The following is a 26,292-nucleotide window of genomic DNA, read 5'->3' as shown; positions in this document are numbered from 1 at the left end:
GGACGTACCACGGTAATGAGCCAGCGCCTGGCTCGCAGTTTACAGCGTCCGTTGCGGGCTATCGGTTGTTGGGGTTGCCTGATGTTCGCTCATTCATCCGCAGCCGGTGATTTGCCGCCTCCACCCAGCGGCATGGAGGCCGTGGCCGATGCACAGTTGTTCCTGGAGTTGGTGGTCAATCAGATGAATACCGGGCGTGTCGTCGCGGTGGAGCAACGTAACGGTCGGTTCTTCCTGCCGGCCAGCGCCTTGCGTGAAACCGGCATGAAACTGCCGGACACACTCGGCGCCGAAGTCGATCTCGACCGTTTGCCGGGCCTGCATAGCCAATACGACAGCGCGGGTCAGCGGCTGCTGCTCGACGTGCCGCCCAACTGGCTGCCGGAGCAGTTCATCGGCCACCGTGACGCCTATCCGCGCACCCAGGCCCTGAGCAGTTTCGGCGCCTTGTTCAACTACGACCTGTACCTCAATGACACCGATGATGCCGGTACCTATCTCGCGGCCTGGAACGAAGTGCGGCTGTTCGACAGCTGGGGCACGTTGTCCAGCACCGGGCAATACCGGCGCACGCTCTTGGGGCAGTCGGCCAGCACGCTGAGCAATGGCTACCTGCGCTATGACACCACCTGGCGCTACTCCGACGATGAGCGCCTGCTGACCTTCGAGGGCGGTGACCTGGTCAGTGGCGCCTTGCCCTGGAGCAGCTCGGTGCGCCTGGGCGGGGTCCAGGTGTCCCGGGACTTCGGTGTGCGCCCTGACCTGGTGACGTATCCCTTGCCGCAGTTTGCCGGGGAAGCAGCGGTGCCCTCGTCGGTCGATCTGTTCATCAACGGTTACAAGTCCAGCAGTGCCGAGCTGCAGCCCGGCCCCTATACGCTGACCAATGTGCCTTTCATCAACGGTGCCGGCGAAGCGGTGGTGGTCACCACCGATGCGCTGGGCCGGCAGGTCTCGACCACCGTGCCGTTCTACGTCACCAGCAGCCTGCTGCAGAAGGGCCTGAGTGACTTCTCCGTGGCCGCCGGCACCTTGCGTCGCGACTACGGTCTGCGAGATTTTTCCTATGGGCCGGGCGCGACCTCGGGCAGTTTGCGATACGGCCTGAGTGACAATTTCACCCTGGAAAGCCACGCCGAAGCGTCGGACACTCTCACCCTCGGCGGGATGGGCGGCAACCTGCGCCTGGGCAACTTCGGCGTGTTGAACACCGCGCTCAGCCAGAGCCGTTTCGACGGCGACAGTGGCCAGCAAATCAGCGTCGGTTATCAATACAGCAACCAGCGCTACAGTTTTTCCTACCAGCGCCTGCAACGCCGCGACCGGTATGCCGACCTGACAGTGGTCGACAGTCCGTTCACCACCCTCAGCCAGCGCAGCGAGCAGGCGACCCTGAGCGTGAATCTCGACCGCTGGGGCAGCCTCGGTGCCGGTTATTTCGACGTGCGCGCCACCGATGATTCGCGCACCCGCCTGCTCAACCTGACGTGGAGCAAGCCCCTGTGGCGCAACAGCAGTTTCTACCTGTCGGCCAACCGCGAGGTCGGCGACAGCAACTGGGCGGTGCAGGCGCAACTGGTGATCCCGTTCGACTTGCGCGGCAGCCTTTCGATCAGCAGCGAGCGCAGCAACACCGGCCAGACCCAGCAACGGGTCAATTACAGCCGCGCCGTGCCGACCGCAGGCGGGGTCGGTTTCAGCCTCGGTTATGCCCAGGGCGACGGGCCGACCTATCGTCAGGCCGACCTGACCTGGCGCCTGCAGTCGGTACAGTTGCAAGCCGGTGTCTACGGCACCAGCGAGGCCGAAACCCGTTGGGCCGATGCCAGCGGTTCGCTGGTGTGGATGGACAGCCAGGTGTTCGCCGCCAACCGCATCGACGATGCCTTTGTGGTGGTCAGCACCGATGGCTACGCCGACATTCCGGTGCGCTACGAAAACCAGCAGGTCGGCCAGACCGATCGCAACGGTCACCTGCTGGTGCCGTGGAGCAGCGCCTATTACCGGGGCAAGTATGAAATCGACCCGCTGAACCTGCCGGCCAACGTGCGCAGCCCGAATGTCGAGCAGCGGATCGCCGTGCGCCGTGGCAGCGGCTACCTGCTGGAGTTTCCATTGAACCGGGTGGTCGCCGCGAGCATCGTGCTGGTGGATGGGCAGCAGCAGGAACTGCCCCTGGGCAGTGGCGTGGTGCACGAGCAGAGTGGCACGCAGACGGTGGTCGGGTGGGACGGGCTGGTGTACCTGGAAGACCTCCAGGCGCAGAACAGCCTGAGGGTGAGCCTGGCGGACGGGAGCACCTGCCAGGTGCAGTTCGCTGTCGATGTGCAACAGGATCAGATTCCGCTGATCGGGCCATTGGTGTGCCGATGATCGGCGTGCGTTGGGCCTTCTGCCTGGGCTTGTGGTTGCCGGGGGCGGCCCACGCCCTGTGCTCGGTGGTCAGCACGACGCCAGCTTCCTTCGGTACGGTGAGTTCGATTGCCGTGCGCACCACCTCGCAGCCCAGTTCCACGCTCAATGGCGGCTTGAGCTGCACGGGTTCGTTGCTGAGCCTGTTGACCAGCAGTGATAACTTCTGGGCCACCGTCACTTCGACGCAGGGCGGTCTGGTCGCCCCCAAGGGTGACGTCATCGGCTACACCCTCTACGCCAACAACAGCACCAGTTACCCGCTGACCCGCGGCACCCCCTACGATTTCGCACGCAACGGCATCATCGATGCCTTGGGGCTGCTGGGCGGCACGGTACCCAGAACCGTGCCCTTGTACCTGGGCACCACCATCGGCAGTAACGTCGCGGCCGGGGTCTACACCGAGACGCTGAGCATTTTCTGGAACTGGAACTACTGCTCCGGGATCGGTATCGGTGCCGTTTGCCTGGGGCGTGACGTCAACAACGGCACCACGACCTTGACCGTCAACCTGACGGTCTCCAACGACTGCACGATCACCGCGCCGAACATAACCTTCGGCAGTGCGCCGGTGGTCAGCGCGTTTGCGCCGGTGACCGGCCAGACCATCAACCTGGCCTGCACCAAGGGCAGCGCTTATACCGTGGGCTTGAGTGACGGACAGAACGCAATCAGTGTGGGCGGGCGGCGGCGGATGATCTCCGGCAGCAATTATCTGGCGTATGACATCTTCAAAGGGGCGGGCACCACCCGATGGGGCAGTGTGGGCGCGGCACGTCGAGCCGGTACCGATGCAGAGGTCAACCCCGGCAACGGGCTGGGCATCGGCGCCCAGATCTTCAACTACAACGCGAAAATCTATACCGACCAGACCACACCGCCCGCGGGGACCTATCTGGACAATGTGGTGCTGGATGTGGGGTTTTGAGGCATTGTCCAACTGACAGAGAACCCTGTGGGAGCGGGCTTGCTCGCGAAGGCGGTGGGTCAGTTACACATATCCGACTGATACACCGCCTTCGCGAGCAAGCCCGCTCCCACAAGAGGCCTTGTTTTAGCTAAGAGAACTACCGCTCGATACTGCGGTTCCACCGTGCGTTCCACGCCGGACGCTGTTCGTTGACCTGGTCCCAGTCGATCGCAATCGCCGTTTCCAGGTACTGCTTCATCGCCTCCACCTGACCACGGGTCTTGTCGGTGGTCGGGGTATTGGGGTTGGACGGGATCTGATCGCCGTCTTCCAGGGCGACGGCTTGCGCCTCGGGGGTCAGCAGGAACGCGGCGAGTTTCTGCGCCAGTTCCGGCTGGGTGTTGTTGGCAATGGCGCACTCGGCGACGTTGAGCACCACCGAGCCTTCTTTCGGTTGGGCGTATTCGACCTGCATGCCCTTGAGTTTCAGTGCCGTCACTTGGGTGGGCGTCAGCGGGAACAGGGCCGCTTCGTCGGTCTGGAGCATCTCGGAAATCTTCGCCGAGCTGGGGATGTATTCCAGCACGTTACGCCCGACGGTGTTCGGCCAGGCCTTGAACCCCGGGTCGACGTTGGTTTCGCTGCCGCCCTGGATCCGGTTGAACATGAGGAATCCATGCAGGCCGAAGGTCGACGAGGCCATCGACTGGAACACCAGTTTGTCCTTGAAGCGCGGGTCGGCCATGTCCATCCACGAGGTGGGTGGCGCCCAGCCTTTCTCCTTGAACAACCGCGTGTTGTACGCCAACCCGGTGACCCCGAGGCTGACCGCCACCGCCTGGTCCTTGATGCGACCCTTGGCCGGAATCTGCGCCAGGGTCGGGTTGTCCTCCAGCTTGTCGCACAGGCCCATGGCGATGGCCCGGTACATGATGCCGTCGTCGAGGAACATCACGTGCATCTGCGGGTTGCCTTTGCTCGCCTGGACCTTGGCCAGGATATCGGCGGAGGTGCCCGGCACGATCACTACCTTGACGTTGTTGGCTTTTTCGAACGCCGGCAGCACCTTGTCGGCGTAGAGCCGTTCCATGGTGCCGCCGTTCATGCCCAGGTACAGCGTCGGTTCGGCCTGGGCCTGGGCGACGGTGAGCAGGGCGCTCAGGCATGAAAGTCCGAGCAGTGCAGTGCGTTTGACGTTATTCATAAGCGCGACCTTCCTCTATCAAGCTGCGGAGATGGAGTGAAACCGGGTGATGGAAAACGCATCCAGCGACGTGGTTGAAGCGCCGCTGCAGATGATTTCGGTGAGCGCCTGGCCCACCGCAGGACCGATCTGGAAGCCGGCGCCGGCAAAGCCGAACGCATGCAACAGGCCGGATTGGGTGCCACTGTGGCCGATCACGGGCTGGCGATCGGGCAGGTAACCTTCGGTGCCGCTCCAGGTGCGAATGGCCTGGGCGCCTTGCAGAAACGGATACAGCTCGACGGCCTGGCGCAGGATCTCGATCACCGCGTGTTGACCGGGGCGGGCGCGGGCAGGGTCGAGGGCAAAGCCCTGGCCGCCGCCCAACACGCAATTGCCACGCGCCACCTGGCGCGCATAGATCCCGCCGCCTTCGACGCCGGTGCTGGCGTCCATTACCAGCGGCAAGGGTTCGGTGACCAGCATCGCCGGGTGCCCGGCGTGCATGGGCACTGCTTCACCAAATTGTTCGGCCAGGGCTCCCGCCCAGGCGCCGGCGCAGTTCAGCAGCCAGGGCGCGCGCAGTTCGAGGCCGCTTTGCGTGCTCACGCGAAAGCGCTGGCCGTCGTGCTCCACCGCGCTCACCGCGCATTGTTCATGGACCTGCGCGCCGTGCTGGCGTGCTGCCCGGGCGAAGGCGGGGGAGACCAGGCGCGGGTTGGCGTGCCCGTCATCCGGGCAAAACGAGGCACCGACCGCGACCTCGCCGACCCATGGAAAACGCGCTCGCAACTGCGCCCGATCGAGCAATTGCAAATCGAGGCCAAAGCCCTGGCTGCTGGCGGCGTAGTCGTGCAAGGCGCGCAGATCCTCGAGGCTGCGCGCCAGTTTCAGATGCCCGCTGCGCTGGTACTCGCCGTCGATGCCGAGCAGCTGCGGCAAGCGGCCCCAGATCTCGTGCGCCCGCTGCGACAGGGGCAACTGCGACAGTGGCCGGCCCTGACGGCGCACGCCGCCATAGTTCACGCCGCTGGAATGCGAGCCGCAGAAATCCCGCTCCAGCAAGGCCACGCGCCGTCCCGCCTGGCTCAGGAACAGCGCGGCGGATGAACCGACAATGCCGCCGCCAATGATCACTGCATCGACTTCGATCATGGCTCGAGCTCCAGGCCGAACGGCAACGGTTTGATCGGCGCCTGCGCCCGCAGCCGGCCGATCCCGGACACCGTGCGCTGGCTTTCGCAGGCGATGATTTCCGCCGCAGCGGCACCGCACATCCGCCCTTGGCAGCGTCCCATGCCGACTCGGCAATGGGCTTTGACCCGATTGATTTCCCAGTGCCCTTCGCGCACGACCTCGCGGATGTCACCGGCGCGCACTTCTTCGCAACGGCAGATCATCACGTTGTCGGCGGTCTCGGCTGCCCAGTCCTCGGGGAACACGAAGGCGCGTTCCAGACCGTGGCGGAAGCGGTCGATGCGACCCAGGGCCTGTTCCAGTTGCACGCCGCGCTGCGGCTGGATGAGAAAACCGCTGTCTTCGAGCAGGGCCAGAGCTGCCCGTTCCCCCGCCATTTCCGCCGCATCGGCGCCCATGATGCCGGCGCCGTCACCGGCCAGGTAAACCTCGTTGACACTGCTGCGTCCGGCACTGTCGCGTTGCGGCAGCCAGGCACGGTTGAGCGGGTTCCAGGCGAAGGCGCAACCGAGCAGATCGGCGAGTTGAGTTTCGCTGCGCAGGCCGTGGGCAAACGCCACGGCGTCGCACTCCAGGTGATGTTCGCTGCGGGCATCGGACCAGTTCAGCGACTGCACCCGGTGTTCGCCTTCGATCTGTTTCAGGGTCGCACCCTGGTGGACCGGGATGCCATGTGCCGTCAACCAACTGCGGTAATAAATGCCTTTGGCCAGGGTGGCCGGTTGCGCCAGCAGGCCGGGCAGGGCACGGGCCTGAGCGCTGAACGGGGCGCTGTCGAGTACCGCGACGACCTTCGCCCCGGCCTTGGCGTATTGATAGGCCACCAGGTACAGCAGGGGGCCGCTGCCGGCGAACGCCACGCGTTCACCAATGGCGCAACCCTGGAATTTCAGGGCGATTTGCGCAGCGCCGAGGCTGTACACGCCCGGCAGGGTCCAGCCCGGCACCGGCAATACCCGGTCGGTGGCACCGGTGGCGACGATCACCCGGGAGAACGCCAGGCGTGCGGCACGGCCCTCGTGCAGGGTATCGAGGGCGCTGTCCTCGGCGTTCCACACCAGGGTGTCGGGGCGATAGTCGAGCTGTTCGCGCAAGGCATCGAGGGTCTGGTGCAGCGCAGTGGCCTTGCGTGCTTCAAAGCCGTAGAGCTTGACGGCCGAACGCTTGAAGTTAACCGGCTGACGCCGATAGATCTGCCCGCCGCCGCGCGCTGCTTCATCGAGCAACACCGGGCGCACACCATGGGCCACCAGCGTCTGCGCGGCACGAATGCCGGCAGGGCCGGCACCAACGATCACGACAGGACTCATACCCATCTCCCTGTGGGGGCGAGCTTGCTCGCGATGACGTCGGGGCGGTCGATTGAGGTGTTCATAGGGAGCGCCCCGGTTCGCGGCTGATGTGTTCGCCCGCTTCCAGCAAGGTCGAGCAGGCGCGCACGCGGCGGCCGTCGCCCAGGCGGACCCAGCAGTCCTGGCACGCGCCCATCAGGCAGAACCCGGCGCGGGGTTCGGCGCTGAAGTCGCTGCCGCGCAGGTGTTCGCTGCAGGTCAGCACCGCGGTCAGCACGGTGTCGCCGAGCAGGCCGCTGGCCGGTTGGCCGTCGAGGGTAAAGTTCACGGCCGGGCGGTCGCCCTCGGCCAGTCGTTTCAGCAGAGCCATGGCGCCCTCATTGTTTACCCACCAGAACCCGATCCAGGCCATAGACCCGATCAAGCAGAATCATGGTCAGCGCGGTCAGCGCGATCACCAGGGCCGACACCGCCGCCATCATCGGATCGATGGATTCGGTGGCGTACACGTACATCCGCACCGGCAGGGTTTGAGTGGCGGGGGAGGTGACGAAGATCGACAGCGTGACCTCGTCGAAGCTGTTGATGAACGCCAACAGCCAACCGCCGGCAACCCCCGGCAAAATCATCGGCAGGGTGATCTGGCGGAACAGCGTGAAGCGTCCGGCCCCCAGCGATTGCGCGGCGTGCTCGGCGCTGCGGTCCAGGCCGATGGCCGAGGCCAATACCAGGCGCAACACATAGGGGGTGATCACCAGCACGTGGGCAAAGATCAGCCAGGCGAAGCTGCCGTTGACGCCCATCAGTGCGAACAGACGGAGCAGGGCAACCCCCAGCACCAGGTGCGGAATGATGATCGGCGAGAGGAACAGCCCGTTGAAAAAGTCCCGGCCGGGGAACTCGAAACGGGTGATCGCCAGGGCTGCCGGCACCGCGACCAACGTCGCCAGGCTGGCGGCGCTGAATGCCAGGATCAGGCTGTTGTAGAACGCGTCGATGAAGTCGGCGCGCTCGAACACGGCGCGGAACCAGCGCAGGGAAAATTCCGTGGTCGGCAGGCTCAGGGTGTTTTCCGGGGTGAAGGCCACCAGGCACACCACCACCAGTGGCGCGAGCATGAACAGCACCACCAGGGCATGGAACAGCAGGGCGAAAGGACCGTTCTTGGACATGACGAGTTATCCCAATGACTTCTTGTAGCGGCCTTCGATCATCCGGTTCCACGACAGCATGATCAGCAGGTTGAGCAGCAGCAGCGCGACGGCGATCGCAGCGCCCATCGGCCAGTTGAGCTCCGACAGGTACTGGTCGTAGATCAGCGTGGCGACCATCTTGATCCGGCGCCCGCCGAGCAAACCGGGAATCGCGAACGAGCTGGCGGCCAGGCCGAAGACGATCAGGGTGCCGGAGAGCACGCCGGGCATGATCTGCGGCAGCACCACTTTGCGAATCACCGTGAAGTGGCTGGCCCCCAGCGACAGCGCGGCCTGTTCGGCGGCGGGGTCGAGCTTTTGCAGGGACGTCCAGACCGGAATGATCATGAACGGCAGCATCACGTGAACCAGCGCGATCACCACCGCGAATGGGGTGTAGAGCAGTTTCACCGGCGAGCCGCCCAGGGCTTGCAGGGTCTGGTTGACCAGGCCGTCGGCGCCGAGCAGCAGGCTCCAGCCGAAGGCGCGCACCACCACCGAAATCAGCAACGGGGTGAGGATCAACACCAGAAAAATGGAGCGCCAGGGCGCGCCCATGCGGCTGAGGATGTACGCCTCGGGCACGCCGATCAGCACGCACAGCAGGGTGGTCAGGGCACTGATCCAGAATGTGCGCAGGAAGATCTCGTAGAAATACGGATCGCCCAGCAGGCTGCTGTAATGGTCGAGGGTGTAGGCGTCGCTGTTGATCCCCGTGCCGTAGTCGAACACATTGAACGACAGCACCAGGGTCAGCAGCAGCGGGATGACCAGCAGGCAGACGTACAACGTCAGCGCCGGAGCCGACAACAGGTAGCCTTGGCGTCCCTGGCGTAGCGCGGCGAGGGTGCTCATGCCGACACCTCGTCGACGCTCAGCACCCGCAACAGCGCGCTGTCCCAGTCCAGGCCGACCGCCGTGCCTTCGCTCATCGGCGCCGAGCCGTCGTTGCGGCGCACCACGCAGAGTTCGCCCAGGTCGGTGGAGACACCGTATAGCCATTGGCTGCCAAGGAAGAAGCGGCTGACGAGGCGACCCTGGACACGGCCAAGCCCTGCTTCGCGCAGGTCGATTTTTTCCGGGCGCAGGCTGAGGGTCAGTTCGCCGCCCGCGCGCACCTGCACCACGCCCGCGCTGTCACGCTCGCCGGGCAGCAGGTTGGCCTTGCCGACGAAGCCGGAAATGAACTCGGTGCGCGGGTGTTCGTAGAGGGTGTAGGGCGCATCGATCTGGGTGATGCGCCCCGCCTGCATCACCACCACGCGGTCGCTGATGGACAGCGCCTCGGACTGGTCGTGAGTGACCATCAGGGTGGTGATCCCGACTTCGCGCTGGATGCGGCGGATTTCGAATTGCATCTCTTCGCGCAGGTTGGCATCGAGGTTGGACAGCGGTTCGTCGAGCAGCAGCACCGGCGGTTCGATGACCAGCGCCCGAGCCAGTGCCACGCGCTGGCGTTGCCCGCCGGACAATTCCCGTGGGTAGCGCTCGGCATGCCGATCCAGGCGCACCAGCTTGAGCACCCGTTCCACGCGCTGCTGCAATTCGCCATTGGCCACCTTGCGCATGCGCAGGCCGAAGGCGACGTTGTCCTTGACGGTCATGTGCGGGAACAGCGCGTAACTCTGGAACACCACGCCCAGGCCACGGCTGGCGGGTTTGGCGTGGGTGATGTCGCGTCCGTCGAGCAGAATGCGCCCGCTGGTGACTTCGACGAAGCCGGCGATCATTTGCAGGGTGGTGGTCTTGCCGCAGCCGGAGGGGCCGAGCAGGGAGACGAATTCGCCTTTTTCGACCGAGAGATCGGTGGCGACCACGGCGTCGATCTCGCCATAGCGTTTGCCAAGTCCTTCAAGTTGCACGAAAGCCATAACTGCGCTCCACCTGAGATTGTTATGCGCGGCCGGGGGACGCGCTTTTTTGTATGGGCAGATACGAAAGGTCTTGCGGGGTGCGTTGGCGCTCGACTTGAGTCGGCTGCCGCTGTTGTTCGAATCGCCCCTGTATGGACGCAGAGTAGGACGAAGAATAGGATGGGCTCAATGGCCAATTTCACTGAAGTGATGACTATTTTTAGTTTCATTCAATGAATAAATTAATAATCGAGAAATGACATGACGGATTCCACTGATCGGAATGAAAACAAAAATGAAGTCGGTGTCGGTGCTGTCTCAAGGCTGTTCGCGGTGTTGCGCACGCTCGGCGACGCCGTCGAGGGTGGGGAGCGGGTAACGCAACTGGCCCAGCGCATCGGTTTGTCGCAACCGACCACGCATCGCTTGCTGCGCAGCCTGCTGGACGAGGGCATGGTCGAGCAGGACGCGCGCAGCAAGCGTTATCGCCTGAGCCTGGAGTTCTTTGCGTTGGCAGCCCGGGCGGGCAATACCGGCAACCTGCGCGAACTGGTGCGTCCATCGCTGCTGCGGCTTTCCGCTTCGCTGGGGGATTCGTTGTTCCTGCTGGCGCGCAGTGGTTTCGATGCGATCTGCCTGGACCGCAGCGAGGGGCCGTTTCCGATTCGAACGTTTACCGGCGACATCGGCGGGCGAGTGGCGTTGGGGGTGGGCCAGGGCAGCCTGGCGATCCTGGCGTTCCTGCCGGAGGAGGAGCGGGACACGGTGATCCGCTACAACCTGCCGCGGCTCAAGGACTTTCACCTGTACGACGAAGTGTTCCTGCGCTCGGAAGTCGAGAACGTACGTGCCCTGGGCTATGCCGGACGCAACACCGGTGTGCTGCAGGGCATGGCCGGGTTGGCCGTGCCGATCCTGGATCGCGAAGGTCGGGCGGTGGCGGCGCTGAGTGTCGCCACGATCAGTGACCGGCTGGGCCCGGATCGTTTGCCGACAGTGGTCGACATGCTCAAGCGCGAGGCGGCGCTGATCGGGCCACGGATCAACCCGTTCGATCCGCTGCTGCGCCGGCCCTCCCAAGTGTTCGGGCAGGGATGATGACCTCTTCCAAATGATCAACGAACCCTGTGGGAGCGGGCCAGGGGTGGATTCAGAACTTCACCGTCTGCCTGAGCATCTGCGCCGCCGGGGTATCGTTCGGGCTGACCATTGCATAGTTGTAGCCACCCCCGGACCAGTACTCGGCCTGCAACTCGCCATCACTGCGGCTGCCTCGAGGCAACAGGAAGTTCCTCGGCCCCGGCGGGCGCACGTAGAAACTGATTTTATTCGCGCTGCCATCTTCGTAAACCACCATCGCCGCCGGCCCCTGTTCGGTGCTGAGCAGGCGTCCGCTGACTGGCGTGAAGCCTGCTCGGGACAGGTCGGGCAGGCGATTGGCCTGGGTGAAGTAGCGGTCGAGCCAGCCCTGCATATCGCCGTTGTCGCTGACCTTGTAGTCGGCCGGCAACATGCCTTGCTGGGCAAACAGTCGATAGGCCTGCATCGCATCGGCCATCGGCTGCGCAGCGCTGAGCAGGGTCATTTCCCGGGCTTTCCAGCCGCTGAAACCGCCCATGCCCACGGCGATCAGCAGCACGGCCGCGCTGGCCAGGTGACGGCGCGATTGGCGCTTGAGGCGCTGGCGAATCAGCGCCGGGTCGAGTGCCGGGTTGGCCGCTTGCTGCAAGGCGCCGCCCAGGCCGGCACGCAGTTGTTGGGCGTCCTGTTGCCAGGCGCGCACCTGGGCCGACAGCGACGGGTTGCCGGCCAGAAAAGTCTCCACCCGGCGACGGTCGTCTGCATCGAGTTGGTGGTCGACATACGCGTGGAGGTCGCGCTCGCTTGGGGGCATGCTGATCATTTGAGTCTCCGCAGGGAAGGGCGGGTGATTTCGCCGTCGCTGAGCTGGCGCAGCGCCTGGCGGGCACGGGACAGGCGCGACATGACGGTGCCGGTGGGAACGTCGAGGATCGCGGCGACCTCCTTGTAGCTCATGCCCTCCACCGACACCCAGAGCAGCAGGGCACGCTGTTCGGTACTGAGCTGGTCGAACGCCTGCAGGGTCGATTGGGCGAGCACCGTGCGCTCCGCCGACGGTTGGCTGTCGTCGCGCCCGGTAAAGAATTCGAGCATCCGCGCATAACGCCGCGAGCGCCGGTGCGCGTCGAGAAACTGCCGATACAGGATCGCAAACAGCCAGGCGCGCAAATCGCCTTCGGCACGTTTGTCGCCCCAACTCGACAAGGCGCGCTCCAGGCACGACTGCACCAGGTCGTCGGCGCTGCTGGCATTGCGCGTCAACGACAGGGCAAACCTTCGCAATCTGGGAATGATTTCTCGCAGTTGTTCGTCGATATCGTTCATCAAGTTCTGGCTAGTCACTACGCTGTGGACTAGGGAGACGCCCGGCAGTCGAGGTTATTCCACGCCCGAAGAAATAAACACCGGGCGATGGAATAAATCGCTGTGCGGTGCGTCTGGCTGTTTCTTTCCACTCATGGCCGCTGGCCCTGGAGTCTTTCATGGTAGATCGCTCATCACCGCCCACCCGGCCGCCCTTGAGTGCCGCCAGCCTGACGCTGCGCCTGGCGGCTATCGCCGTGGTCGTCGGCGCTGTGGCCGGGGCGTTTGCCTACGTCAACGGCACCTTCGATCCACAGCGCCTGACGCCGAAGAAACTGATCAACGTGCTGGAAACCAACAACGGCGTGCACCCCGGGTTTCGCCGCAATCACGCCAAGGGCGTGTGTGTGATCGGGCATTTCGAGAGCAGCGGCGAAGCGCGCAGTTATTCCACCGCGCAGGTCTTCAACGAGGCGCGTACCCCGGTGGTCGGGCGTTTCGCCTTGCCGGCCGGCAGCCCTTATGCGCCGGACGGCGCGGTGCCGATCCGCAGCCTGGCGTTGCGTTTTACCCAGGCCAACGGCCAGCAATGGCGAACGGGGATGAACAGCATGCCGGTGTTCCCGGTGGGCACGCCCGAGGCGTTCTATCAATTTCAGCAGGCCCTGTCGCCACTGCCCGCCACGGGCAAGCCCGACCCTGGCGCCGTGCCCGCGTTCTTCGGATCGCACCCCGAGGCCGCTCCGTTTCTGGCCTGGGTCAAGACCGCGAAGCCTTCGGCCAGTTACGTGACGGAAACCTACAACAGCGTCAACGCGTTTTACCTAGTCAATGCGACCGGGCAAAAGCAGGCCGTGCGCTGGAACATGGTGCCGCAGGCCAAGGACGCGCCGGGAGCGACCGCGCCCGAGGGCAGCGATTTCCTCGAGAAGGACCTGGTTCAGCGCATCACCGCAGGCCCCTTGCGCTGGCAGTTGATGATCACCCTGGCCGACCCCGGCGATCCGGTCAACGATGCCAGCAAACCCTGGCCCGAAGGGCGCAAGGTGGTGAATGCCGGCACCCTGGTACTGGAAAGTACCCAACCGCAACTCGATGGCGAATGCCGGGACATCAACTATGACCCACTGGTGCTGCCTGCCGGCATCGAAGGTTCCGACGACCCGTTGTTGGCCGCTCGATCAGCCGGTTACGCCAATTCCTACCTGCGCCGCACCAGTGAAGTCAGCCAATTACCTGCCGCTAAACAGGAGGCTCAACAATGAGCACCCAACCGAACCACTTCGCCCCGCTGGCGCGGTTGCTGCACTGGCTGATGGCGCTGATGATCATCGCCATGCTGTTCATCGGCGCCGGCATGGTTGCCTCGGTATCGCAGCGCCACGAGTGGCTGATCCACCTGCACAAGCCGCTGGGCGTCGCCATCCTGCTGCTGGCGATCGTGCGTCTGGGGGTGCGTTTTTCCACCCGGCAACCGCCACTGCCGGCGGACTTGCCCGTTTGGCAGGCGTTGGCGGCCAAGGCTTCACATGTCTTGCTGTACGCCTTGATGCTGGTGTTGCCGTTGCTGGGCTGGGCAATGATTTCGGCATCGGGCGAGCCGGTGATGCTTGGCAGCGCGTTACAGCTACCCTCGATCGTACCGGCCGATGCCCGGGTGTTCGCGTTCCTGCGCAAGGCCCACGGGTACCTGGCGTATCTGATGTTCCTGACGGTGCTGCTGCACCTGGCGGCAGCGTTGTTCCATGGCTGGGTGCGACGTGATGACGTGCTGGACAGCATGTTGCGGGGGAAAGATCGCGGGTAGTGGTGCTTGAAAAAAGATCGCCGCCTTCGGACGGAGGCGGCGATCTGCTGTATCAGGAAACGATCAACGCAGGCTATCGACCATATCCGCCACCGTGGTCAACACATCCTTGCCCAACTGCTTCGAGCGCTTGCCCGACCAACCTGTCACGGGGTTGGGGTGGTCGTCGTGATCCTTGAAGGGCATTTCCAGGGTCAGGGACAGGCAGTCGTATTTCTGGCCAACGGCGTTACAGGCCAGGGTCATGTTGGCTTTGCCCGGTTCGTCGCGCACGTAGCCGTACTTGGTCTGAAAGTCCTTGGTGGTGTGCTTGAGGTGGTTGCGGAAATGCTCCTCGAGTTTTTCGATGCGCGGTGTGTAACCCGGATTGCCTTCGCAAGCGGCGGTGAACACGTGGGGGATTTCCTCGTCACCGTGAACGTCGATAAACAGGTCGACGCCGTACTTTTCCATCTGCTGCTGGACGAAAAACACTTCCGGGCTGATCTCCTGGCTCGCATTCTGCCAGGCACGGTTGAGGTCCTGGCCCATGGCGTTGGTGCGCAGGTGACCGTGGAAGGCGCCGTCCGGGTTCATGTTCGGCACCAGGTAAAGGTCGGCGCTGGCCAGCAGTGTGTTCAACACTGGATCATCATGCTGTTCCAGGCGTTCGATCACACCTTCCATGAACCACTCGGCCATGTGTTCGCCGGGGTGTTGCTGGGCAATGATCCACACCTTGCGCCGACCTTCGGCACCCGTGCCTTTGCGCAGAAGCTGAATGTCGCGCCCTTCGACACTCTTGCCGGTGGCCAGCAGTTCGGTGCCGGCCTTGGTCAGCGCCTGCTCGATCAGCCAGTCATGGCGGCCACGGCTGTAGGGTTCGAAGTAGGCAAACCAGGCATGCGTGGCCGTGGCCTCGAGGCTGAAGCGCAGGGCGTCGCCTTCGAAAATGGTCGGTACCCGGAACCAGTTGACGTGATCGTAGGAGGCCACCGCCTGATAACCGGTCCAGGCCTTGTTGTAGGAAGATTTGCTGGCGTTGCTCAAGCGAAACCAGTGCTCCTGGCCGACGTGCAGGCCGCTGGCCTTGAAGTGAAACCATTGGAAGTGCGGGCTACGGGTGTCAGGCTTGATGGCCAGCAGCGCCTGGAGCGGATAGCTGATGTCCAGTACTTCAATGTTGCCGCTGTCGAAGTTCGAGGTGATAGTGAAAGAGGATTTGGCCACGGTCATATCGGTTCCTGAATATGATTTTTATGGCTGATACTTTACACGCTGGGGAGGGAAACACCGGTGGAAATTGCAGGGGAGGAGCGGGGGGCGTCTTCCTTGACGCGCAAGCAGCTTAGAGATTATGAGATTGATTCTCAAGTGCTATTTGCCGTTAGTTTTGCCCAATGCTGCCGGGCTTCTCTTGCCAACAGATATTCTTTTGATATTATCCGCGCCATCGAATTTGCAGCACCCAAAGACTTCATTAGCCTGAAGGTCAAGCCAGAATAACTGGCAAAAAAAAGACCCGGCAAAAAGCCGGGTCAAAAACCGTGATTAGCCTGATGAGGAGATAGTCCAGGAGACCGACCTAAGGTCACTTGGACAATCGACTGATCTCGCGACCAGCTGAGTGCAATAATAATCATTCTCGTTTGCAAGTCAAACGATTTTATCTGCGCGATTGAAAATTTCTTTTCCGCGCCTTCCAGAACGCCCTCCTGCCTTATCCCTGCTCAATCCCGTCCAGTGATCGGTCCAGCAACGCCTTGGCCATGTCGATCATGTGCACCGTGGAAAACGCCAGATCCCGGTGAGACCCCAGCAGATGGCTTGCCGACTCGTTCGCGGTGGCGGCGGCGCAGCGCAGCAGGTCCGACGCCCGTACCAGGGCTTCCTCGCTGCTGACATTGCGGTTCACATCAAAGAAACGTTCTTCAAGCACTTCTTCGGACACAGTTGGTTTCAAGTAGTAGTCCAGCGCCCGCTGTGCGGCGGCCGAGCCTTGGGGAGAAGTGAGGGAAGTGTCGATGGGCAGATCGGGCAGTTCTTTATTGGGGATGTTCATGGTGATGGCGAGCTCCGTGGTTGACTCAAATCCGTCATCCGATATTAGTACAATCTGTATTTGTCACTAGAATTTAAATACTACAACTTGTGTTTTGACGGATTCAGGCCCCGACGTATCTTGCCGCACATGGATAAATGGATTGAGTTGGTCAAGGCCAAGATGAGTGAACTCAACGTCACTCAAGAAATACTCGCCGAGCGCCTCGGGATGTCCCAGGGCGGCATCGGTCATTGGCTGAACAAACGTCGCCAGCCCGGGATTGATGACATGAACCGCGTGTTGAAGGCACTCGGCATGGATTTTCTCGAAGTGGCGCTGGTCATTCGCGAGCCCGACGCGTCGACGCTGGAAAGCCACGACCTGGTGCGAAAATACAACCCGTATTTCCGTTACCCGGTCAGCGACTGGCGCAAAACCTGCGAGGTGCGCGAAAGCGCGCCGACGGCTTATGACAAGGGGCGATTCGAGCTCACCGACTATCACGCGCAGGGCGCGGCGTTCTGGTTGCCGGTGGTAGGTGATGCGATGACCGCACCCTCCGGCGTCAGTGTCGCCGAGGGCATGATGATCCTGGTGGACCCGGCCATTGTCCCGGAACCCGGTAAACTGGTGATCGCGCAATGGTCGGACAGCGCCGAGGCGACCTTTCGCAAGTTGATCGAAGAGGGCGGGCAGCGTTACCTGGTCCCGCTCAATCCGACGTATCCCAAGGCCCTGTACACCGACGCGTGCCAAATCATCGGCGTGGTGGTTCAGGCCACGGCCAAATTCTGACGGTCCGCGCAGGGCGCAGGACCGTGCTTCATCTCAGGCTTGTTCGAGCTCCACCAGTGCGCTGCCTTCGCCGACCATCTCGCCTTCCTGGCAATACAGCGCCTTGATGACCCCGGCGTGTGGCGCACGAATGCTGTGCTCCATCTTCATCGCTTCCAGCACCACCAGTTGTGCGCCGGCTTCGACCGTTTGCCCGGCCTCCACCAGCACCCGCACGATGCTGCCGTTCATCGGTGCCGTCAGGCCGCCTTGATGGCTGTGACTGGCTTCGACCGCGCTGATCGGGTCGTAGGCCTCGATGCGGCGCAGCTCGCCTTCCCACTGCAAATACACCACATCGTCCTGGCGGATCGCCCGGTGCTGGCGGCGTACGCCGTTATGTTCGATCGCCAGTTGTTCGCCCTGGAGTTGCATCGAGCCGCAATCGGCCAATGTCAGGGCCCGGTCCTGGCCTTCGCAACTCAGGTGCAGGGTGATCTCGGCCGGCAGGCCGGAGCGCAAACCGTTACCGATGCTCCACGGGGAGTTCAGGTCATCTGCGCGGGTGGTGCCAGGCTGACTTTGTGCAAACGCCTGCGCCGCCGTTCGCCAGAATGCGTCGCTGAGACTCGATGGGGCAGGCAACAGTTGTTCCTGGTAACGCGGGATAAACCCGGTATCCAGCTCGGCCGCCGCAAACGCGGGATGGCCGATGATGCGGCGCAGGAAGCTGATGTTGGTCTTGAGCCCGCCAATCGCGAACTCATCGAGCATGCTCAGCAGGCGCAACCGCGCTTGTTCACGATCTTCGCCCCAGGCAATCAGCTTGCCGAGCATGGGGTCGTAGAAGGGCGAAACCTCGTCACCTTCTTCGACGCCACTGTCGACACGTCGCCCAGGACCCTCGGCGGATTCGCGATACAGCGCCAAGCGCCCGGTGGCCGGCAGGAAATCATTGCCCGGATCTTCAGCGTACAGGCGCACCTCGATGGCGTGTCCGTTCAACGGCACCTGATCCTGGGTGATCGGCAGCGCTTCGCCACGGGCGACCCGGATCTGCCAGGCCACCAGGTCGAGGCCGGTGATGGCTTCGGTGACTGGGTGTTCGACTTGCAGGCGCGTGTTCATCTCCATGAAGAAAAACTCGCCGCGCGCATCCAGCAGAAACTCCACGGTGCCGGCACCGACATAGCCGATGGCCTGCGCCGAACGCACGGCCGCTTCGCCCATGGCTCGCCGCAGCTGCGGGTTGAGACCCGGGGCGGGGGCCTCTTCGACGACTTTCTGGTGCCGGCGCTGAATCGAACAGTCGCGTTCATTCAGGTACAGGCAGTGGCCGTGCTGGTCGGCGAAGATCTGGATTTCCACGTGGCGCGGTTTGAGCAGGTATTTCTCGACCAGCATCCGCGAATCGCCAAACGAGGATTGCGCCTCACGCTGGGCCGAGGCCAGGGCTTCGGCCAGTTGGCTGACGTCCTCGACCACTTTCATGCCTTTGCCACCGCCGCCCGCCGTGGCCTTGAGCAGCACCGGGTAGCCGATGCGTTCGCACGCCTCGCGGAAGGTGTCGAGGTCCTGGGCTTCACCGTGATACCCGGGCACCAGTGGCACGCCGGCGGTTTCCATCAGGGCTTTGGCCGCCGACTTGCTGCCCATCGCATCGATGGCCGAGGCGGGCGGGCCGAGGAAGGTCAGGCCGGCGGCCTCGATCGCACGGGCGAAGCCGGCGTTCTCGGACAGAAAGCCATAGCCGGGGTGGATGGCCTGGGCGCCGCTGGCCTTGGCGGCGGCGATCAGTTTATCGATTTGCAGGTAGCTGTCGGCGGCCTTGCTGCCGCCCAGATCGACCCGGATATCCGCTTCGCGGCTGTGCCGGGCGTCACGGTCGGTGGCGCTGTGCACGGCTACGGTCGTCAGGCCCAGGGCCTTGGCGGTGCGCATCACCCGGCAGGCGATTTCGCCACGGTTGGCCACCAGCAGAGAGGTAATGACAGGTGCGCTCATCAACGCGGCTCCTTGGGAGTGGTTTCGGCCTGCCAGTTCGGCGGGCGTTTTTGCAGAAAGGCGCGCAAGCCTTCCTGGCCTTCTGGGCTGACGCGGATGCGGGCGATGGCATTTTCGGTATAGCGGCGCAGCGCCGGGGTCAGTGCACCGTTGCCGACTTCACGCAGCAAGTCCTTGCTGGCGCGCATGGCGGCCGGGCTGTTGAGCAGCAGGTTGTCGATCCACTGTTCGACATTCTGTTCCAGCTCCACGATGGGATAGCTCTCGGACAACAGGCCGATTTCCCGCGCCCGCTGCCCGCCGAAGCGCTCGGCGGTCAAGGCGTAACGCCGTGCAGCGCGCTCGCCGATGGCTTGCACCACGAACGGGCTGATCACCGCCGGTGCCAGGCCGATGCGCACTTCCGACAGGCAGAACTGCGCGTCGTCGGCGCCGATGGCCATGTCGCAGCAACTGATCAGGCCCAGCGCACCGCCGAACGCCGCGCCTTGCACCACGGCCAGGGTCGGGATTTTCAGTTTGGCCAGGTTGTACATCAACTCCGCCAGTTCCCGGGCGTCGTCGAGATTGGTGTGGTAATCGAGTTCGGCAGACTGCTGCATCCAGGCCAGGTCCGCACCGGCGCTGAAATGCCTGCCGCGCCCGCGCACCAGCAGAAAGCGCAGGTTGGGATCGGCCGACACCTTGTCCAGCGCCAGGATCAGTTCACGGATCATCTCGGCGTTGAACGCATTGTTCTTGTCTTCGCGGCTGAGCCACAGCGTGGCAAAACCACGCGGATCGGTCTGCAGCTCGAGGGTGTTGAAGTCGCTCATATTCTTCCGTTCTCCACGGTCTTCGTGGGAGCGGGCTCGCTCGCGAAGGCTTCACTGCGGTTTTTCCGATACACCGCGTTACCGTTCTTCGCGAGCAAGCCCGCTTCCACAAAAAGGATCACATCCGGAACACGCCGAAGCGGCTCGGTTCGATTGGCGCGTTCAGTGATGCGGACAGGGCCAGGGCCAGCACATCGCGGGTCTGCGCCGGGTCTATGACACCGTCGTCCCACAAGCGAGCGCTGGAGTAGTAGGGGTGACCCTGCTCTTCGTACTGGTCGAGGATCGGTTGTTTGATCTCGGCTTCCTGCTCGGCGCTGAAGCCCTGGCCACTGCGTTCGGCCTGCTCGCGCTTGACCTGCACCAGCACGCCGGCGGCCTGTTCGGCACCCATCACGCCGATACGGGCATTCGGCCACATCCACAGGAAACGCGGGTCGTAAGCCCGCCCGCACATGCCGTAGTTGCCCGCACCGAAACTGCCACCGATGATCACGGTGAATTTCGGCACCTTGGCGCACGCCACGGCTGTCACCAGTTTGGCGCCGTGTTTGGCGATGCCGCCGGCCTCGTACTTCTGGCCGACCATGAAACCGGTGATGTTTTGCAGGAACAGCAGCGGGATGCCGCGCTGACAGGCCAGTTCGATGAAGTGCGCACCTTTCTGCGCGGCCTCGGCGAAGAGGATGCCGTTGTTGGCGAGGATCGCGATCGGATAACCGTGCAGGTGGGCAAAGCCACAGACCAGGGTGGTCCCGAACAGGGCCTTGAACTCGTCGAATACCGAGCCGTCCACCAGCCGCGCGATCACTTCGCGCACGTCGAACGGTTGCTTGGCGTCGGCCGATACCACGCCGTACAGTTCGTCGCTGCTGTAGAGCGGGGCGATCGGCGTGCGTTGCTGCACTTCACCGAGCTTGCGCCAGTTGAGATTGGCGATGCTGCGTCGGGCGATGGCCAATGCGTGTTCGTCGCTCTCGGCGTAATGGTCGGCGACCCCGGAAATCTTGCAATGCACATCGGCGCCACCCAGGTCCTCGGCGCTGACCACTTCACCGGTCGCGGCTTTCACCAGCGGCGGGCCGGCGAGGAAAATGGTCGCCTGCTCGCGGACCATGATCGCTTCGTCGGCCATCGCGGGAACATAGGCGCCGCCGGCGGTGCACGAGCCCATCACCACCGCGATTTGCGGAATGCCCAGGGCGCTCATGTTGGCCTGGTTGAAGAAGATTCGCCCGAAATGCTCACGGTCCGGAAACACTTCATCCTGACGCGGCAGGTTGGCGCCGCCAGAATCCACCAGGTAGATGCACGGCAGACGATTCTGTTGGGCAATGGTCTGGGCGCGCAGGTGCTTTTTCACGGTCAGCGGGTAATACGAGCCGCCTTTCACGGTGGCATCGTTGGCGACGATCATGCATTCGACGCCTTCCACGCGGCCGATCCCGGCAATCACGCCGGCGGCCGGTACGTCTTCGCCATACACTTCGTAGGCTGCCAGCTGGCTGATCTCGAGAAATGGAGAGCCCGGGTCCAGGAGCCGATTGATGCGCTCGCGGGGCAGCAGTTTGCCCCGGGAGGTGTGGCGTTCTTGCGCCTTCGGGCCGCCACCTTGCTGCACCTGTGCGAGCAGGGTATGCAGGGCGTCGACCTGTTTGAGCATGGCCGCGCTGTTGGTGGCGAACTCCGCCGAGCGAGGGTTGAGCTGGGTGTGCAGGATAGCCATGGGCAGCTCCGTCTCAGCGGGTTTCGTTGAACAGTTCGCGACCGATCAGCATGCGGCGGATCTCGCTGGTGCCCGCACCGATTTCATACAGCTTGGCGTCACGCAACAGACGTCCGGCCGGGAATTCGTTGATGTAGCCGTTACCACCGAGAATCTGGATCGCGTCGAGGGCCATTTGCGTGGCGCGTTCGGCGCTGTAGAGGATCACCCCCGCAGCGTCCTTGCGCGTGGTTTCGCCGCGCTCGCAGGCTTGCGCGACGGCGTACAGATAGGCACGGCTGGCGTTGAGCTGGGTGTACATGTCGGCGACCTTGCCCTGGATCAGCTGGAATTCGCCGATGCTCTGGCCGAACTGCTTGCGGTCGTGGATGTACGGCACGATCAGGTCCATGCAAGCCTGCATGATCCCGGTCGGGCCGCCGGAGAGCACCACACGCTCATAGTCGAGGCCGCTCATCAGCACTTTCACGCCGCCATTGAGCACGCCGAGGATGTTTTCTTCCGGGACTTCGACGTCATCGAAAAACAGTTCGCAAGTGTTCGAACCGCGCATGCCGAGCTTGTCGAATTTGTTGCTGCGGCTGAAGCCTTTCCAGTCGCGCTCGACGATGAAGGCGGTGATGCCGTGAGGGCCCTTTTCCAGGTCGGTCTTGGCGTAGATCACGTAGGTGTTGGCGTCGGGGCCGTTGGTGATCCAGGTCTTGCTGCCGTTCAGGACATAGTGATCGCCGCGCTTATCGGCGCGCAATTTCATCGACACCACGTCGGAACCGGCGTTGGGTTCGCTCATGGCCAGGGCGCCGATGTGCTCGCCGCTGATCAGCTTCGGCAGGTATTTGCTCTTCTGTTCGTGATTGCCGTTGCGGTTGATCTGGTTGACGCAGAGGTTGGAGTGGGCGCCGTAGGACAGGGCGACCGAGGCAGAGCCGCGGCTGATTTCTTCCATGGCCACCACGTGCGCCAGGTAACCCAGGCCAGCACCGCCGTACTCTTCCGCAACGGTGATGCCCAGCAGGCCCATGTCGCCGAATTTGCGCCACAGATCGGCGGGGAACAGGTTATCGATGTCGATCTGAGCAGCGCGTGGGGCGATCTCATCCCCGACAAAGGCTTGAACCTGGTCGCGCAGCATGTCGATGGTTTCGCCGAGGGCAAAGTTCAGGGATGGATAGCGCATGGGTCACCTTTGGGCTTTTTTGTAGGATGGGGAGGGCAGTGATAGGGCTCTCACCTTTACGTTAACGTAAGCCTGTGACGAATGGCTGTCAATCACCCTTTACGTTAACGTCAACTTGAGCGACAGTAGGGCCAGTTCAAGATAGATAACAACCCACCAATAAAGACAATAGGGGTCGTCATGGATCAACCCAGTGCAGGTCCGCAGCGCAGTTACACCCGTGGTTCCCAGGACAAAGCCTTGCTGGCGATGACCATCGGGCAGGCGTTCGACAACACCGTGGCGCGGTACCCGGACGGGGAGGCGCTGGTGGTGCGCCATCAGCAGCTGCGATATTCCTGGCGGCAACTGTCCGATACCGTGGACCTGCATGCCCGGGCACTCCTGGCGTTAGGCCTGCAGCCCGGTGACCGCCTGGGTATCTGGGCGCCCAACTGTTCACAGTGGTGCATCATTCAGTTCGCCAGTGCGAAGATCGGCGTGATTCTTGTCAACATCAACCCGGCTTATCGCAGCTCGGAACTCGAATACGTGTTGAAGCAGTCAGGCTGCCAATGGCTGGTCTGCGCAGGCGCCTTCAAGACGTCCAACTATCACGGCATGCTCCAGGGCCTGGCGCCGGAGCTGGCGGAGCAATCCATCGGCCAGTTGCAGAGCGAACGCCTGCCGGATCTGCGCGGCGTGATCAGCCTCGATTCGCAGGCGCCATCGGGTTTCCTGCCCTGGTCGCAGCTGACTGACCTGGCCGCCGGTGTCTCCGCCGAACACCTGCGCGAGCGTCAGGACAGCCTGCATTTCGATCAGCCTGTGAACATCCAGTACACCTCCGGCACCACCGGCTTTCCCAAGGGCGCGACCCTCAGTCATTACAACATTCTCAACAACGGCTATATGGTCGGTGAGAGCCTCGGCCTGACCGCTCAAGATCGGCTGGTGATCCCGGTGCCGCTGTATCACTGTTTCGGCATGGTCATGGGTAACCTCGGCTGCATCACCCATGGCAGCACCATGATTTACCCCAACGATGCCTTCGACCCGTTATTGACCCTGACGACCGTTGCCGAAGAGAAAGCCACGGCGCTGTACGGCGTGCCGACCATGTTCATCGCGATGCTCGATCAGCCCCGGCGCGCCGAGTTCGACCTCTCGACCTTGCGCACCGGGATCATGGCCGGCGCCACCTGCCCGATCGAAGTCATGCGCCGGGTCATCGGTGAAATGCACATGAGCGAAGTGCAGATCGCCTATGGCATGACCGAAACCAGTCCGGTGTCGATGCAGACCGGTCCATCCGACGATCTGGAGCTGCGGGTGACCACGGTCGGCCGCACTCAGCCGCAACTGGAGAGCAAGATCATCGACGAAGCGGGCAACCTGGTGCCCCGTGGCACCATTGGCGAGCTCTGCACGCGGGGCTACAGCGTGATGCTTGGCTACTGGAACAATCCCGAAGGCACCGCACAGGCGATCGACCAGGCGGGCTGGATGCACACCGGTGACCTGGCGAGCATGAACGACGAAGGGTATGTGTGCATTGCCGGACGCAACAAGGACATGATCATCCGTGGCGGTGAAAACATTTACCCACGGGAGCTGGAGGAGTTTTTCTTCACCCACCCGGCGGTGGCCGACGTGCAAGTGATCGGCATCCCGTGCTCGCGCTACGGCGAGGAGATCGTCGCCTGGATCAAGTTCCACCCCGGGCACAGCGCCACCGAGCAGGAACTGCAGGTCTGGTGCAAGGAGCGCATTGCGCACTTCAAGACGCCGCGCTACTTCAAGTTCGTCGAGGAGTTCCCGATGACCGTGACCGGCAAGATCCAGAAGTTCCGGATGCGCGAGATCAGTATCGAGGAGCTGCGCATCAACCAGGCCTGACAATCCTCCGGTGGGAGCGAGCCTGCCCGCGAAGACGGTGTATCGGTTGGCAATGAAAGTTGACCGGTCTATCGCTTTCGCGAGCAGGCTCGCTCCCACTGACTGATCGAGAAAAAGCTGGATCGCAGACAGCACAAAGGGGAGCCGAGGCTCCCCTTTAATTTTCGTTGCGCGTGCTCTTTTTTTATTATTGAGGGGCGGTCTGTTCTTGTTTTTGGTAACCGTGACCCTTTACCGCTGTTTTGGCGATCCCCATCCGGGATCAAGAGCAAACGTATTTTTTTGAGCGCTGATCTGCTTTTTCGCTGAGCGATCCAACCAGTTCGGGAGCTACCTGAAGGTAGTTTTATTGTTCTCTGCCCGGTTGCGGGTGACTCCGAGAAGCACCCTGAAAAGCACACTTTCTCCAAAAAAATCTGTTAGCTGCGTCTCTGCCGTGTTGTTCTTGTTATGTCAGAGTCGTTTCGTCTTATTTTTATTGGTTTGCTGCTTTTTATTCTTGTTATGCCATAGAGATAGCAGAAGCCATGCCAACTTTTCAAAATCCTTTAAAATCAATAACTTAATATTTTGTGGGATTTTTCTCTCAGGCAAACCCTGACAATTTGTTTCCGTGTTACTCGCTTTTCCCCACAGGGCGGTAACACCTTCGCGCACTCACTGCGCGCTTCGGGCCTTGGCCACGCGCGAACCGCTCGCACGCCCCAGGACTGTGCTGATTTGCTGGCCCGCGCGGATCAGGGCGTCCAGATCGATACCGGTTTCGATACCAAGGCCGTTGAGCAGGTAGACCACGTCCTCGGTCGCAACGTTACCGCTGGCGCCCTTGGCATACGGGCAGCCGCCGAGGCCGGCAATCGAGCTGTCGAACACCGAGATGCCTTCCAGCAGGCTGGCGTAGATGTTGGCCATGGCCTGGCCGTAGGTGTCGTGGAAATGCCCGGCCAGTTTGTCGCGCGGTACATTGGCCGAGACCACGTCGAACATCCTGCGCGTAGCCCCTGCGGTGCCGGTGCCGATGGTGTCGCCCAGGGAAACCTCATAGCAGCCCATGGCGTAGAGTTCGCGGGCGACGTGGGCCACTTGCTCCGGGGCGACATGGCCTTCATAAGGGCAGCCCAGCACACAGGACACGTAACCGCGAACGGTAACGCCGTGCTGCCTGGCGGCGTCCATGATCGGCACGAAACGCTCCAGGCTTTCGCTGATCGAGCAATTGATGTTGCGCTGGGAAAACGCTTCGGACGCGGCGGCAAATACCGCGACTTCCTTGACCCCGCTGGCGAGGGCGTCTTCAAAACCGCGCAGGTTGGGGGCGAGCGCGCCGTAGGTCACGCCAGGCTTGCGCTGGATCTGCGCGAAGACGTCGGCCGAGCCCGCCATCTGCGGTACCCATTTGGGCGAAACGAAACTGCCGACTTCTATATAGCCCAGGCCGGCGGCCGTCAGTGCATCGACCAGTTGCACCTTGTCGGCGACGCTGATCGGTTGGGCTTCGTTTTGCAGACCGTCGCGGGGGCCGACTTCGACCAGGCGCACATGGGAGGGTAGGGACATGGGATTGGACCTGTAGTTGAGGCCGCCTGTGGGAGCCCGCTTGCTCGCGATGATCGTGAACGATGGCACGGGCTGTCTGAAGGCCCGCGCCGTCCGGACGTTTCG

24 protein-coding genes are annotated in these 26,292 nt (G+C 62.9%); 8 read left to right on the top strand and 16 right to left on the bottom strand.

What is annotated here, in order from left to right; genetic code table 11:
- Positions 1–15 precede the first annotated feature (15 nt).
- On the top strand, positions 16–2,373 hold the full coding sequence (locus tag ACM6IM_RS17045; protein ID WP_414865775.1) for a fimbria/pilus outer membrane usher protein: 2,358 nt from the start codon (positions 16–18) through the stop codon (positions 2,371–2,373).
- Entirely contained in the window at positions 2,370–3,341 is a 972-nt protein-coding gene (locus ACM6IM_RS17040; RefSeq protein ID WP_414865774.1) for a spore coat U domain-containing protein, read from the top strand. Before ACM6IM_RS17045 ends, ACM6IM_RS17040 begins: the two co-directional genes overlap by 4 nt.
- 139 nt (positions 3,342–3,480) lie before the next feature.
- On the opposite strand, the gene ACM6IM_RS17035 is transcribed toward ACM6IM_RS17040, so the two are convergent.
- The 7 genes from ACM6IM_RS17035 to ACM6IM_RS17005 all read right to left on the bottom strand — a co-directional run bounded on the left by ACM6IM_RS17035 (position 3,481) and on the right by ACM6IM_RS17005 (position 10,059).
- The gene (locus tag ACM6IM_RS17035; protein WP_192304445.1) at positions 3,481–4,527 is read right to left on the bottom strand and encodes an ABC transporter substrate-binding protein; all 1,047 of its coding nucleotides are present in this window, start codon (positions 4,525–4,527) and stop codon (positions 3,481–3,483) included.
- Between the two features lie 18 nt (positions 4,528–4,545).
- On the bottom strand, positions 4,546–5,661 hold the full coding sequence (locus tag ACM6IM_RS17030) for an NAD(P)/FAD-dependent oxidoreductase (protein ID WP_414865773.1): 1,116 nt from the start codon (positions 5,659–5,661) through the stop codon (positions 4,546–4,548).
- Positions 5,658–7,013 (bottom strand): FAD-dependent oxidoreductase, encoded by a 1,356-nt coding sequence (locus ACM6IM_RS17025; RefSeq protein WP_414865772.1) that lies wholly within the window; start codon positions 7,011–7,013, stop codon positions 5,658–5,660. The genes ACM6IM_RS17030 and ACM6IM_RS17025 overlap by 4 nt, the downstream gene beginning before the upstream one ends.
- Before the next feature lie 61 nt (positions 7,014–7,074).
- Positions 7,075–7,365: a (2Fe-2S)-binding protein gene (locus ACM6IM_RS17020; protein WP_414865771.1), complete on the bottom strand. Its 291-nt coding sequence runs from the start codon at positions 7,363–7,365 to the stop codon at positions 7,075–7,077.
- A 7-nt stretch (positions 7,366–7,372) separates the two neighbouring features.
- Positions 7,373–8,167, bottom strand: a complete 795-nt coding sequence (locus ACM6IM_RS17015; RefSeq protein ID WP_414865770.1) for an ABC transporter permease — start codon at positions 8,165–8,167, stop codon at positions 7,373–7,375.
- 6 nt (positions 8,168–8,173) lie between these two features.
- Complete coding sequence (locus ACM6IM_RS17010; protein WP_192304435.1) at positions 8,174–9,043, bottom strand: ABC transporter permease; 870 nt, start codon at positions 9,041–9,043, stop codon at positions 8,174–8,176.
- Positions 9,040–10,059 carry an ABC transporter ATP-binding protein gene (locus ACM6IM_RS17005; RefSeq protein ID WP_192304434.1) on the bottom strand — a complete coding sequence of 340 codons (1,020 nt, stop codon included), beginning with the start codon at positions 10,057–10,059 and terminating at the stop codon, positions 9,040–9,042. The genes ACM6IM_RS17010 and ACM6IM_RS17005 overlap by 4 nt, the downstream gene beginning before the upstream one ends.
- A 243-nt stretch (positions 10,060–10,302) precedes the next feature.
- On the opposite strand from ACM6IM_RS17005, the gene ACM6IM_RS17000 reads away from it, so the two are divergent.
- Positions 10,303–11,139 (top strand): IclR family transcriptional regulator, encoded by an 837-nt coding sequence (locus tag ACM6IM_RS17000; RefSeq protein ID WP_414865769.1) that lies wholly within the window; start codon positions 10,303–10,305, stop codon positions 11,137–11,139.
- Positions 11,140–11,191: 52 nt separating this feature from the next.
- Here ACM6IM_RS17000 and ACM6IM_RS16995 read toward each other — a convergent pair whose 3' ends face one another.
- Together ACM6IM_RS16995 and ACM6IM_RS16990 are read right to left on the bottom strand one after the other, a co-directional pair.
- The gene (locus tag ACM6IM_RS16995) at positions 11,192–11,944 is read right to left on the bottom strand and encodes an anti-sigma factor family protein (RefSeq protein WP_192304429.1); all 753 of its coding nucleotides are present in this window, start codon (positions 11,942–11,944) and stop codon (positions 11,192–11,194) included.
- Positions 11,941–12,447, bottom strand: a complete 507-nt coding sequence (locus ACM6IM_RS16990) for an RNA polymerase sigma factor (RefSeq protein WP_201190813.1) — start codon at positions 12,445–12,447, stop codon at positions 11,941–11,943. The genes ACM6IM_RS16995 and ACM6IM_RS16990 overlap by 4 nt, the downstream gene beginning before the upstream one ends.
- Before the next feature lie 158 nt (positions 12,448–12,605).
- On the opposite strand from ACM6IM_RS16990, the gene ACM6IM_RS16985 reads away from it, so the two are divergent.
- Positions 12,606–13,691, top strand: a complete 1,086-nt coding sequence (locus tag ACM6IM_RS16985) for a catalase family peroxidase (protein WP_414865768.1) — start codon at positions 12,606–12,608, stop codon at positions 13,689–13,691.
- Positions 13,688–14,233 carry a cytochrome b gene (locus ACM6IM_RS16980; protein ID WP_414865767.1) on the top strand — a complete coding sequence of 182 codons (546 nt, stop codon included), beginning with the start codon at positions 13,688–13,690 and terminating at the stop codon, positions 14,231–14,233. Before ACM6IM_RS16985 ends, ACM6IM_RS16980 begins: the two co-directional genes overlap by 4 nt.
- A 63-nt stretch (positions 14,234–14,296) precedes the next feature.
- Here ACM6IM_RS16980 and ACM6IM_RS16975 read toward each other — a convergent pair whose 3' ends face one another.
- On the bottom strand, positions 14,297–15,448 hold the full coding sequence (locus tag ACM6IM_RS16975) for a M14-type cytosolic carboxypeptidase (protein ID WP_414865766.1): 1,152 nt from the start codon (positions 15,446–15,448) through the stop codon (positions 14,297–14,299).
- Positions 15,449–15,508: 60 nt separating this feature from the next.
- On the opposite strand from ACM6IM_RS16975, the gene ACM6IM_RS16970 reads away from it, so the two are divergent.
- Positions 15,509–15,718: a hypothetical protein gene (locus ACM6IM_RS16970; protein WP_414865765.1), complete on the top strand. Its 210-nt coding sequence runs from the start codon at positions 15,509–15,511 to the stop codon at positions 15,716–15,718.
- 214 nt (positions 15,719–15,932) lie between these two features.
- Here the strand turns inward: ACM6IM_RS16970 and ACM6IM_RS16965 are convergent, their stop codons facing one another.
- Positions 15,933–16,274: a DUF6124 family protein gene (locus tag ACM6IM_RS16965; RefSeq protein ID WP_414865764.1), complete on the bottom strand. Its 342-nt coding sequence runs from the start codon at positions 16,272–16,274 to the stop codon at positions 15,933–15,935.
- 129 nt (positions 16,275–16,403) lie between these two features.
- On the opposite strand from ACM6IM_RS16965, the gene ACM6IM_RS16960 reads away from it, so the two are divergent.
- A complete protein-coding gene (locus tag ACM6IM_RS16960) occupies positions 16,404–17,051 on the top strand; it encodes a LexA family protein (protein WP_414865763.1) in 648 nt (215 codons plus the stop codon).
- Positions 17,052–17,084: 33 nt separating this feature from the next.
- On the opposite strand, the gene ACM6IM_RS16955 is transcribed toward ACM6IM_RS16960, so the two are convergent.
- The 4 genes from ACM6IM_RS16955 to ACM6IM_RS16940 form a co-directional block, all read right to left on the bottom strand.
- A complete protein-coding gene (locus ACM6IM_RS16955; RefSeq protein WP_414865762.1) occupies positions 17,085–19,034 on the bottom strand; it encodes an acetyl/propionyl/methylcrotonyl-CoA carboxylase subunit alpha in 1,950 nt (649 codons plus the stop codon).
- Positions 19,034–19,849 (bottom strand): gamma-carboxygeranoyl-CoA hydratase, encoded by an 816-nt coding sequence (locus ACM6IM_RS16950; protein WP_192304413.1) that lies wholly within the window; start codon positions 19,847–19,849, stop codon positions 19,034–19,036. The genes ACM6IM_RS16955 and ACM6IM_RS16950 overlap by 1 nt, the downstream gene beginning before the upstream one ends.
- Positions 19,850–19,967: 118 nt before the next feature.
- Entirely contained in the window at positions 19,968–21,575 is a 1,608-nt protein-coding gene (locus ACM6IM_RS16945; RefSeq protein ID WP_192304411.1) for a carboxyl transferase domain-containing protein, read from the bottom strand.
- A gap of 13 nt (positions 21,576–21,588) precedes the next feature.
- Positions 21,589–22,752, bottom strand: a complete 1,164-nt coding sequence (locus ACM6IM_RS16940; protein ID WP_192304409.1) for an isovaleryl-CoA dehydrogenase — start codon at positions 22,750–22,752, stop codon at positions 21,589–21,591.
- 180 nt (positions 22,753–22,932) lie between these two features.
- Here ACM6IM_RS16940 and ACM6IM_RS16935 point away from each other — a divergent pair, with 180 nt between their 5' ends.
- Positions 22,933–24,630 (top strand): AMP-binding protein, encoded by a 1,698-nt coding sequence (locus ACM6IM_RS16935; protein WP_414865761.1) that lies wholly within the window; start codon positions 22,933–22,935, stop codon positions 24,628–24,630.
- Positions 24,631–25,287: 657 nt separating this feature from the next.
- Here ACM6IM_RS16935 and ACM6IM_RS16930 read toward each other — a convergent pair.
- Positions 25,288–26,187, bottom strand: coding sequence for a hydroxymethylglutaryl-CoA lyase (locus ACM6IM_RS16930; RefSeq protein ID WP_414865760.1), 900 nt, complete (start codon positions 26,185–26,187; stop codon positions 25,288–25,290).
- Between the last annotated feature and the right edge of the window lie 105 nt (positions 26,188–26,292).

The sequence above is a fragment of the Pseudomonas sp. IT-P12 genome (assembly GCF_949767465.1).
GTDB lineage: Bacteria > Pseudomonadota > Gammaproteobacteria > Pseudomonadales > Pseudomonadaceae > Aquipseudomonas.
Note: the sequence above shows the minus strand (reverse complement) of the source record. Positions and strands in the feature narration are given on the sequence as shown.

What these genes read in the sequence shown, in the direction of transcription:
- ACM6IM_RS17045 (WP_414865775.1), top strand. Translation starts at nt 16, where the DNA reads ATGAGCCAGCGCCTGGCTCGCAGTTTACAGCGTCCGTTGCGGGCTATC.
- ACM6IM_RS17040 (WP_414865774.1), top strand. Translation starts at nt 2,370, where the DNA reads ATGATCGGCGTGCGTTGGGCCTTCTGCCTGGGCTTGTGGTTGCCGGGG.
- ACM6IM_RS17035 (WP_192304445.1), bottom strand. Translation starts at nt 4,527, where the DNA reads ATGAATAACGTCAAACGCACTGCACTGCTCGGACTTTCATGCCTGAGC.
- ACM6IM_RS17030 (WP_414865773.1), bottom strand. Translation starts at nt 5,661, where the DNA reads ATGATCGAAGTCGATGCAGTGATCATTGGCGGCGGCATTGTCGGTTCA.
- ACM6IM_RS17025 (WP_414865772.1), bottom strand. Translation starts at nt 7,013, where the DNA reads ATGAGTCCTGTCGTGATCGTTGGTGCCGGCCCTGCCGGCATTCGTGCC.
- ACM6IM_RS17020 (WP_414865771.1), bottom strand. Translation starts at nt 7,365, where the DNA reads ATGGCTCTGCTGAAACGACTGGCCGAGGGCGACCGCCCGGCCGTGAAC.
- ACM6IM_RS17015 (WP_414865770.1), bottom strand. Translation starts at nt 8,167, where the DNA reads ATGTCCAAGAACGGTCCTTTCGCCCTGCTGTTCCATGCCCTGGTGGTG.
- ACM6IM_RS17010 (WP_192304435.1), bottom strand. Translation starts at nt 9,043, where the DNA reads ATGAGCACCCTCGCCGCGCTACGCCAGGGACGCCAAGGCTACCTGTTG.
- ACM6IM_RS17005 (WP_192304434.1), bottom strand. Translation starts at nt 10,059, where the DNA reads ATGGCTTTCGTGCAACTTGAAGGACTTGGCAAACGCTATGGCGAGATC.
- ACM6IM_RS17000 (WP_414865769.1), top strand. Translation starts at nt 10,303, where the DNA reads ATGACGGATTCCACTGATCGGAATGAAAACAAAAATGAAGTCGGTGTC.
- ACM6IM_RS16995 (WP_192304429.1), bottom strand. Translation starts at nt 11,944, where the DNA reads ATGATCAGCATGCCCCCAAGCGAGCGCGACCTCCACGCGTATGTCGAC.
- ACM6IM_RS16990 (WP_201190813.1), bottom strand. Translation starts at nt 12,447, where the DNA reads ATGAACGATATCGACGAACAACTGCGAGAAATCATTCCCAGATTGCGA.
- ACM6IM_RS16985 (WP_414865768.1), top strand. Translation starts at nt 12,606, where the DNA reads ATGGTAGATCGCTCATCACCGCCCACCCGGCCGCCCTTGAGTGCCGCC.
- ACM6IM_RS16980 (WP_414865767.1), top strand. Translation starts at nt 13,688, where the DNA reads ATGAGCACCCAACCGAACCACTTCGCCCCGCTGGCGCGGTTGCTGCAC.
- ACM6IM_RS16975 (WP_414865766.1), bottom strand. Translation starts at nt 15,448, where the DNA reads ATGACCGTGGCCAAATCCTCTTTCACTATCACCTCGAACTTCGACAGC.
- ACM6IM_RS16965 (WP_414865764.1), bottom strand. Translation starts at nt 16,274, where the DNA reads ATGAACATCCCCAATAAAGAACTGCCCGATCTGCCCATCGACACTTCC.
- ACM6IM_RS16960 (WP_414865763.1), top strand. Translation starts at nt 16,404, where the DNA reads ATGGATAAATGGATTGAGTTGGTCAAGGCCAAGATGAGTGAACTCAAC.
- ACM6IM_RS16955 (WP_414865762.1), bottom strand. Translation starts at nt 19,034, where the DNA reads ATGAGCGCACCTGTCATTACCTCTCTGCTGGTGGCCAACCGTGGCGAA.
- ACM6IM_RS16950 (WP_192304413.1), bottom strand. Translation starts at nt 19,849, where the DNA reads ATGAGCGACTTCAACACCCTCGAGCTGCAGACCGATCCGCGTGGTTTT.
- ACM6IM_RS16945 (WP_192304411.1), bottom strand. Translation starts at nt 21,575, where the DNA reads ATGGCTATCCTGCACACCCAGCTCAACCCTCGCTCGGCGGAGTTCGCC.
- ACM6IM_RS16940 (WP_192304409.1), bottom strand. Translation starts at nt 22,752, where the DNA reads ATGCGCTATCCATCCCTGAACTTTGCCCTCGGCGAAACCATCGACATG.
- ACM6IM_RS16935 (WP_414865761.1), top strand. Translation starts at nt 22,933, where the DNA reads ATGGATCAACCCAGTGCAGGTCCGCAGCGCAGTTACACCCGTGGTTCC.
- ACM6IM_RS16930 (WP_414865760.1), bottom strand. Translation starts at nt 26,187, where the DNA reads ATGTCCCTACCCTCCCATGTGCGCCTGGTCGAAGTCGGCCCCCGCGAC.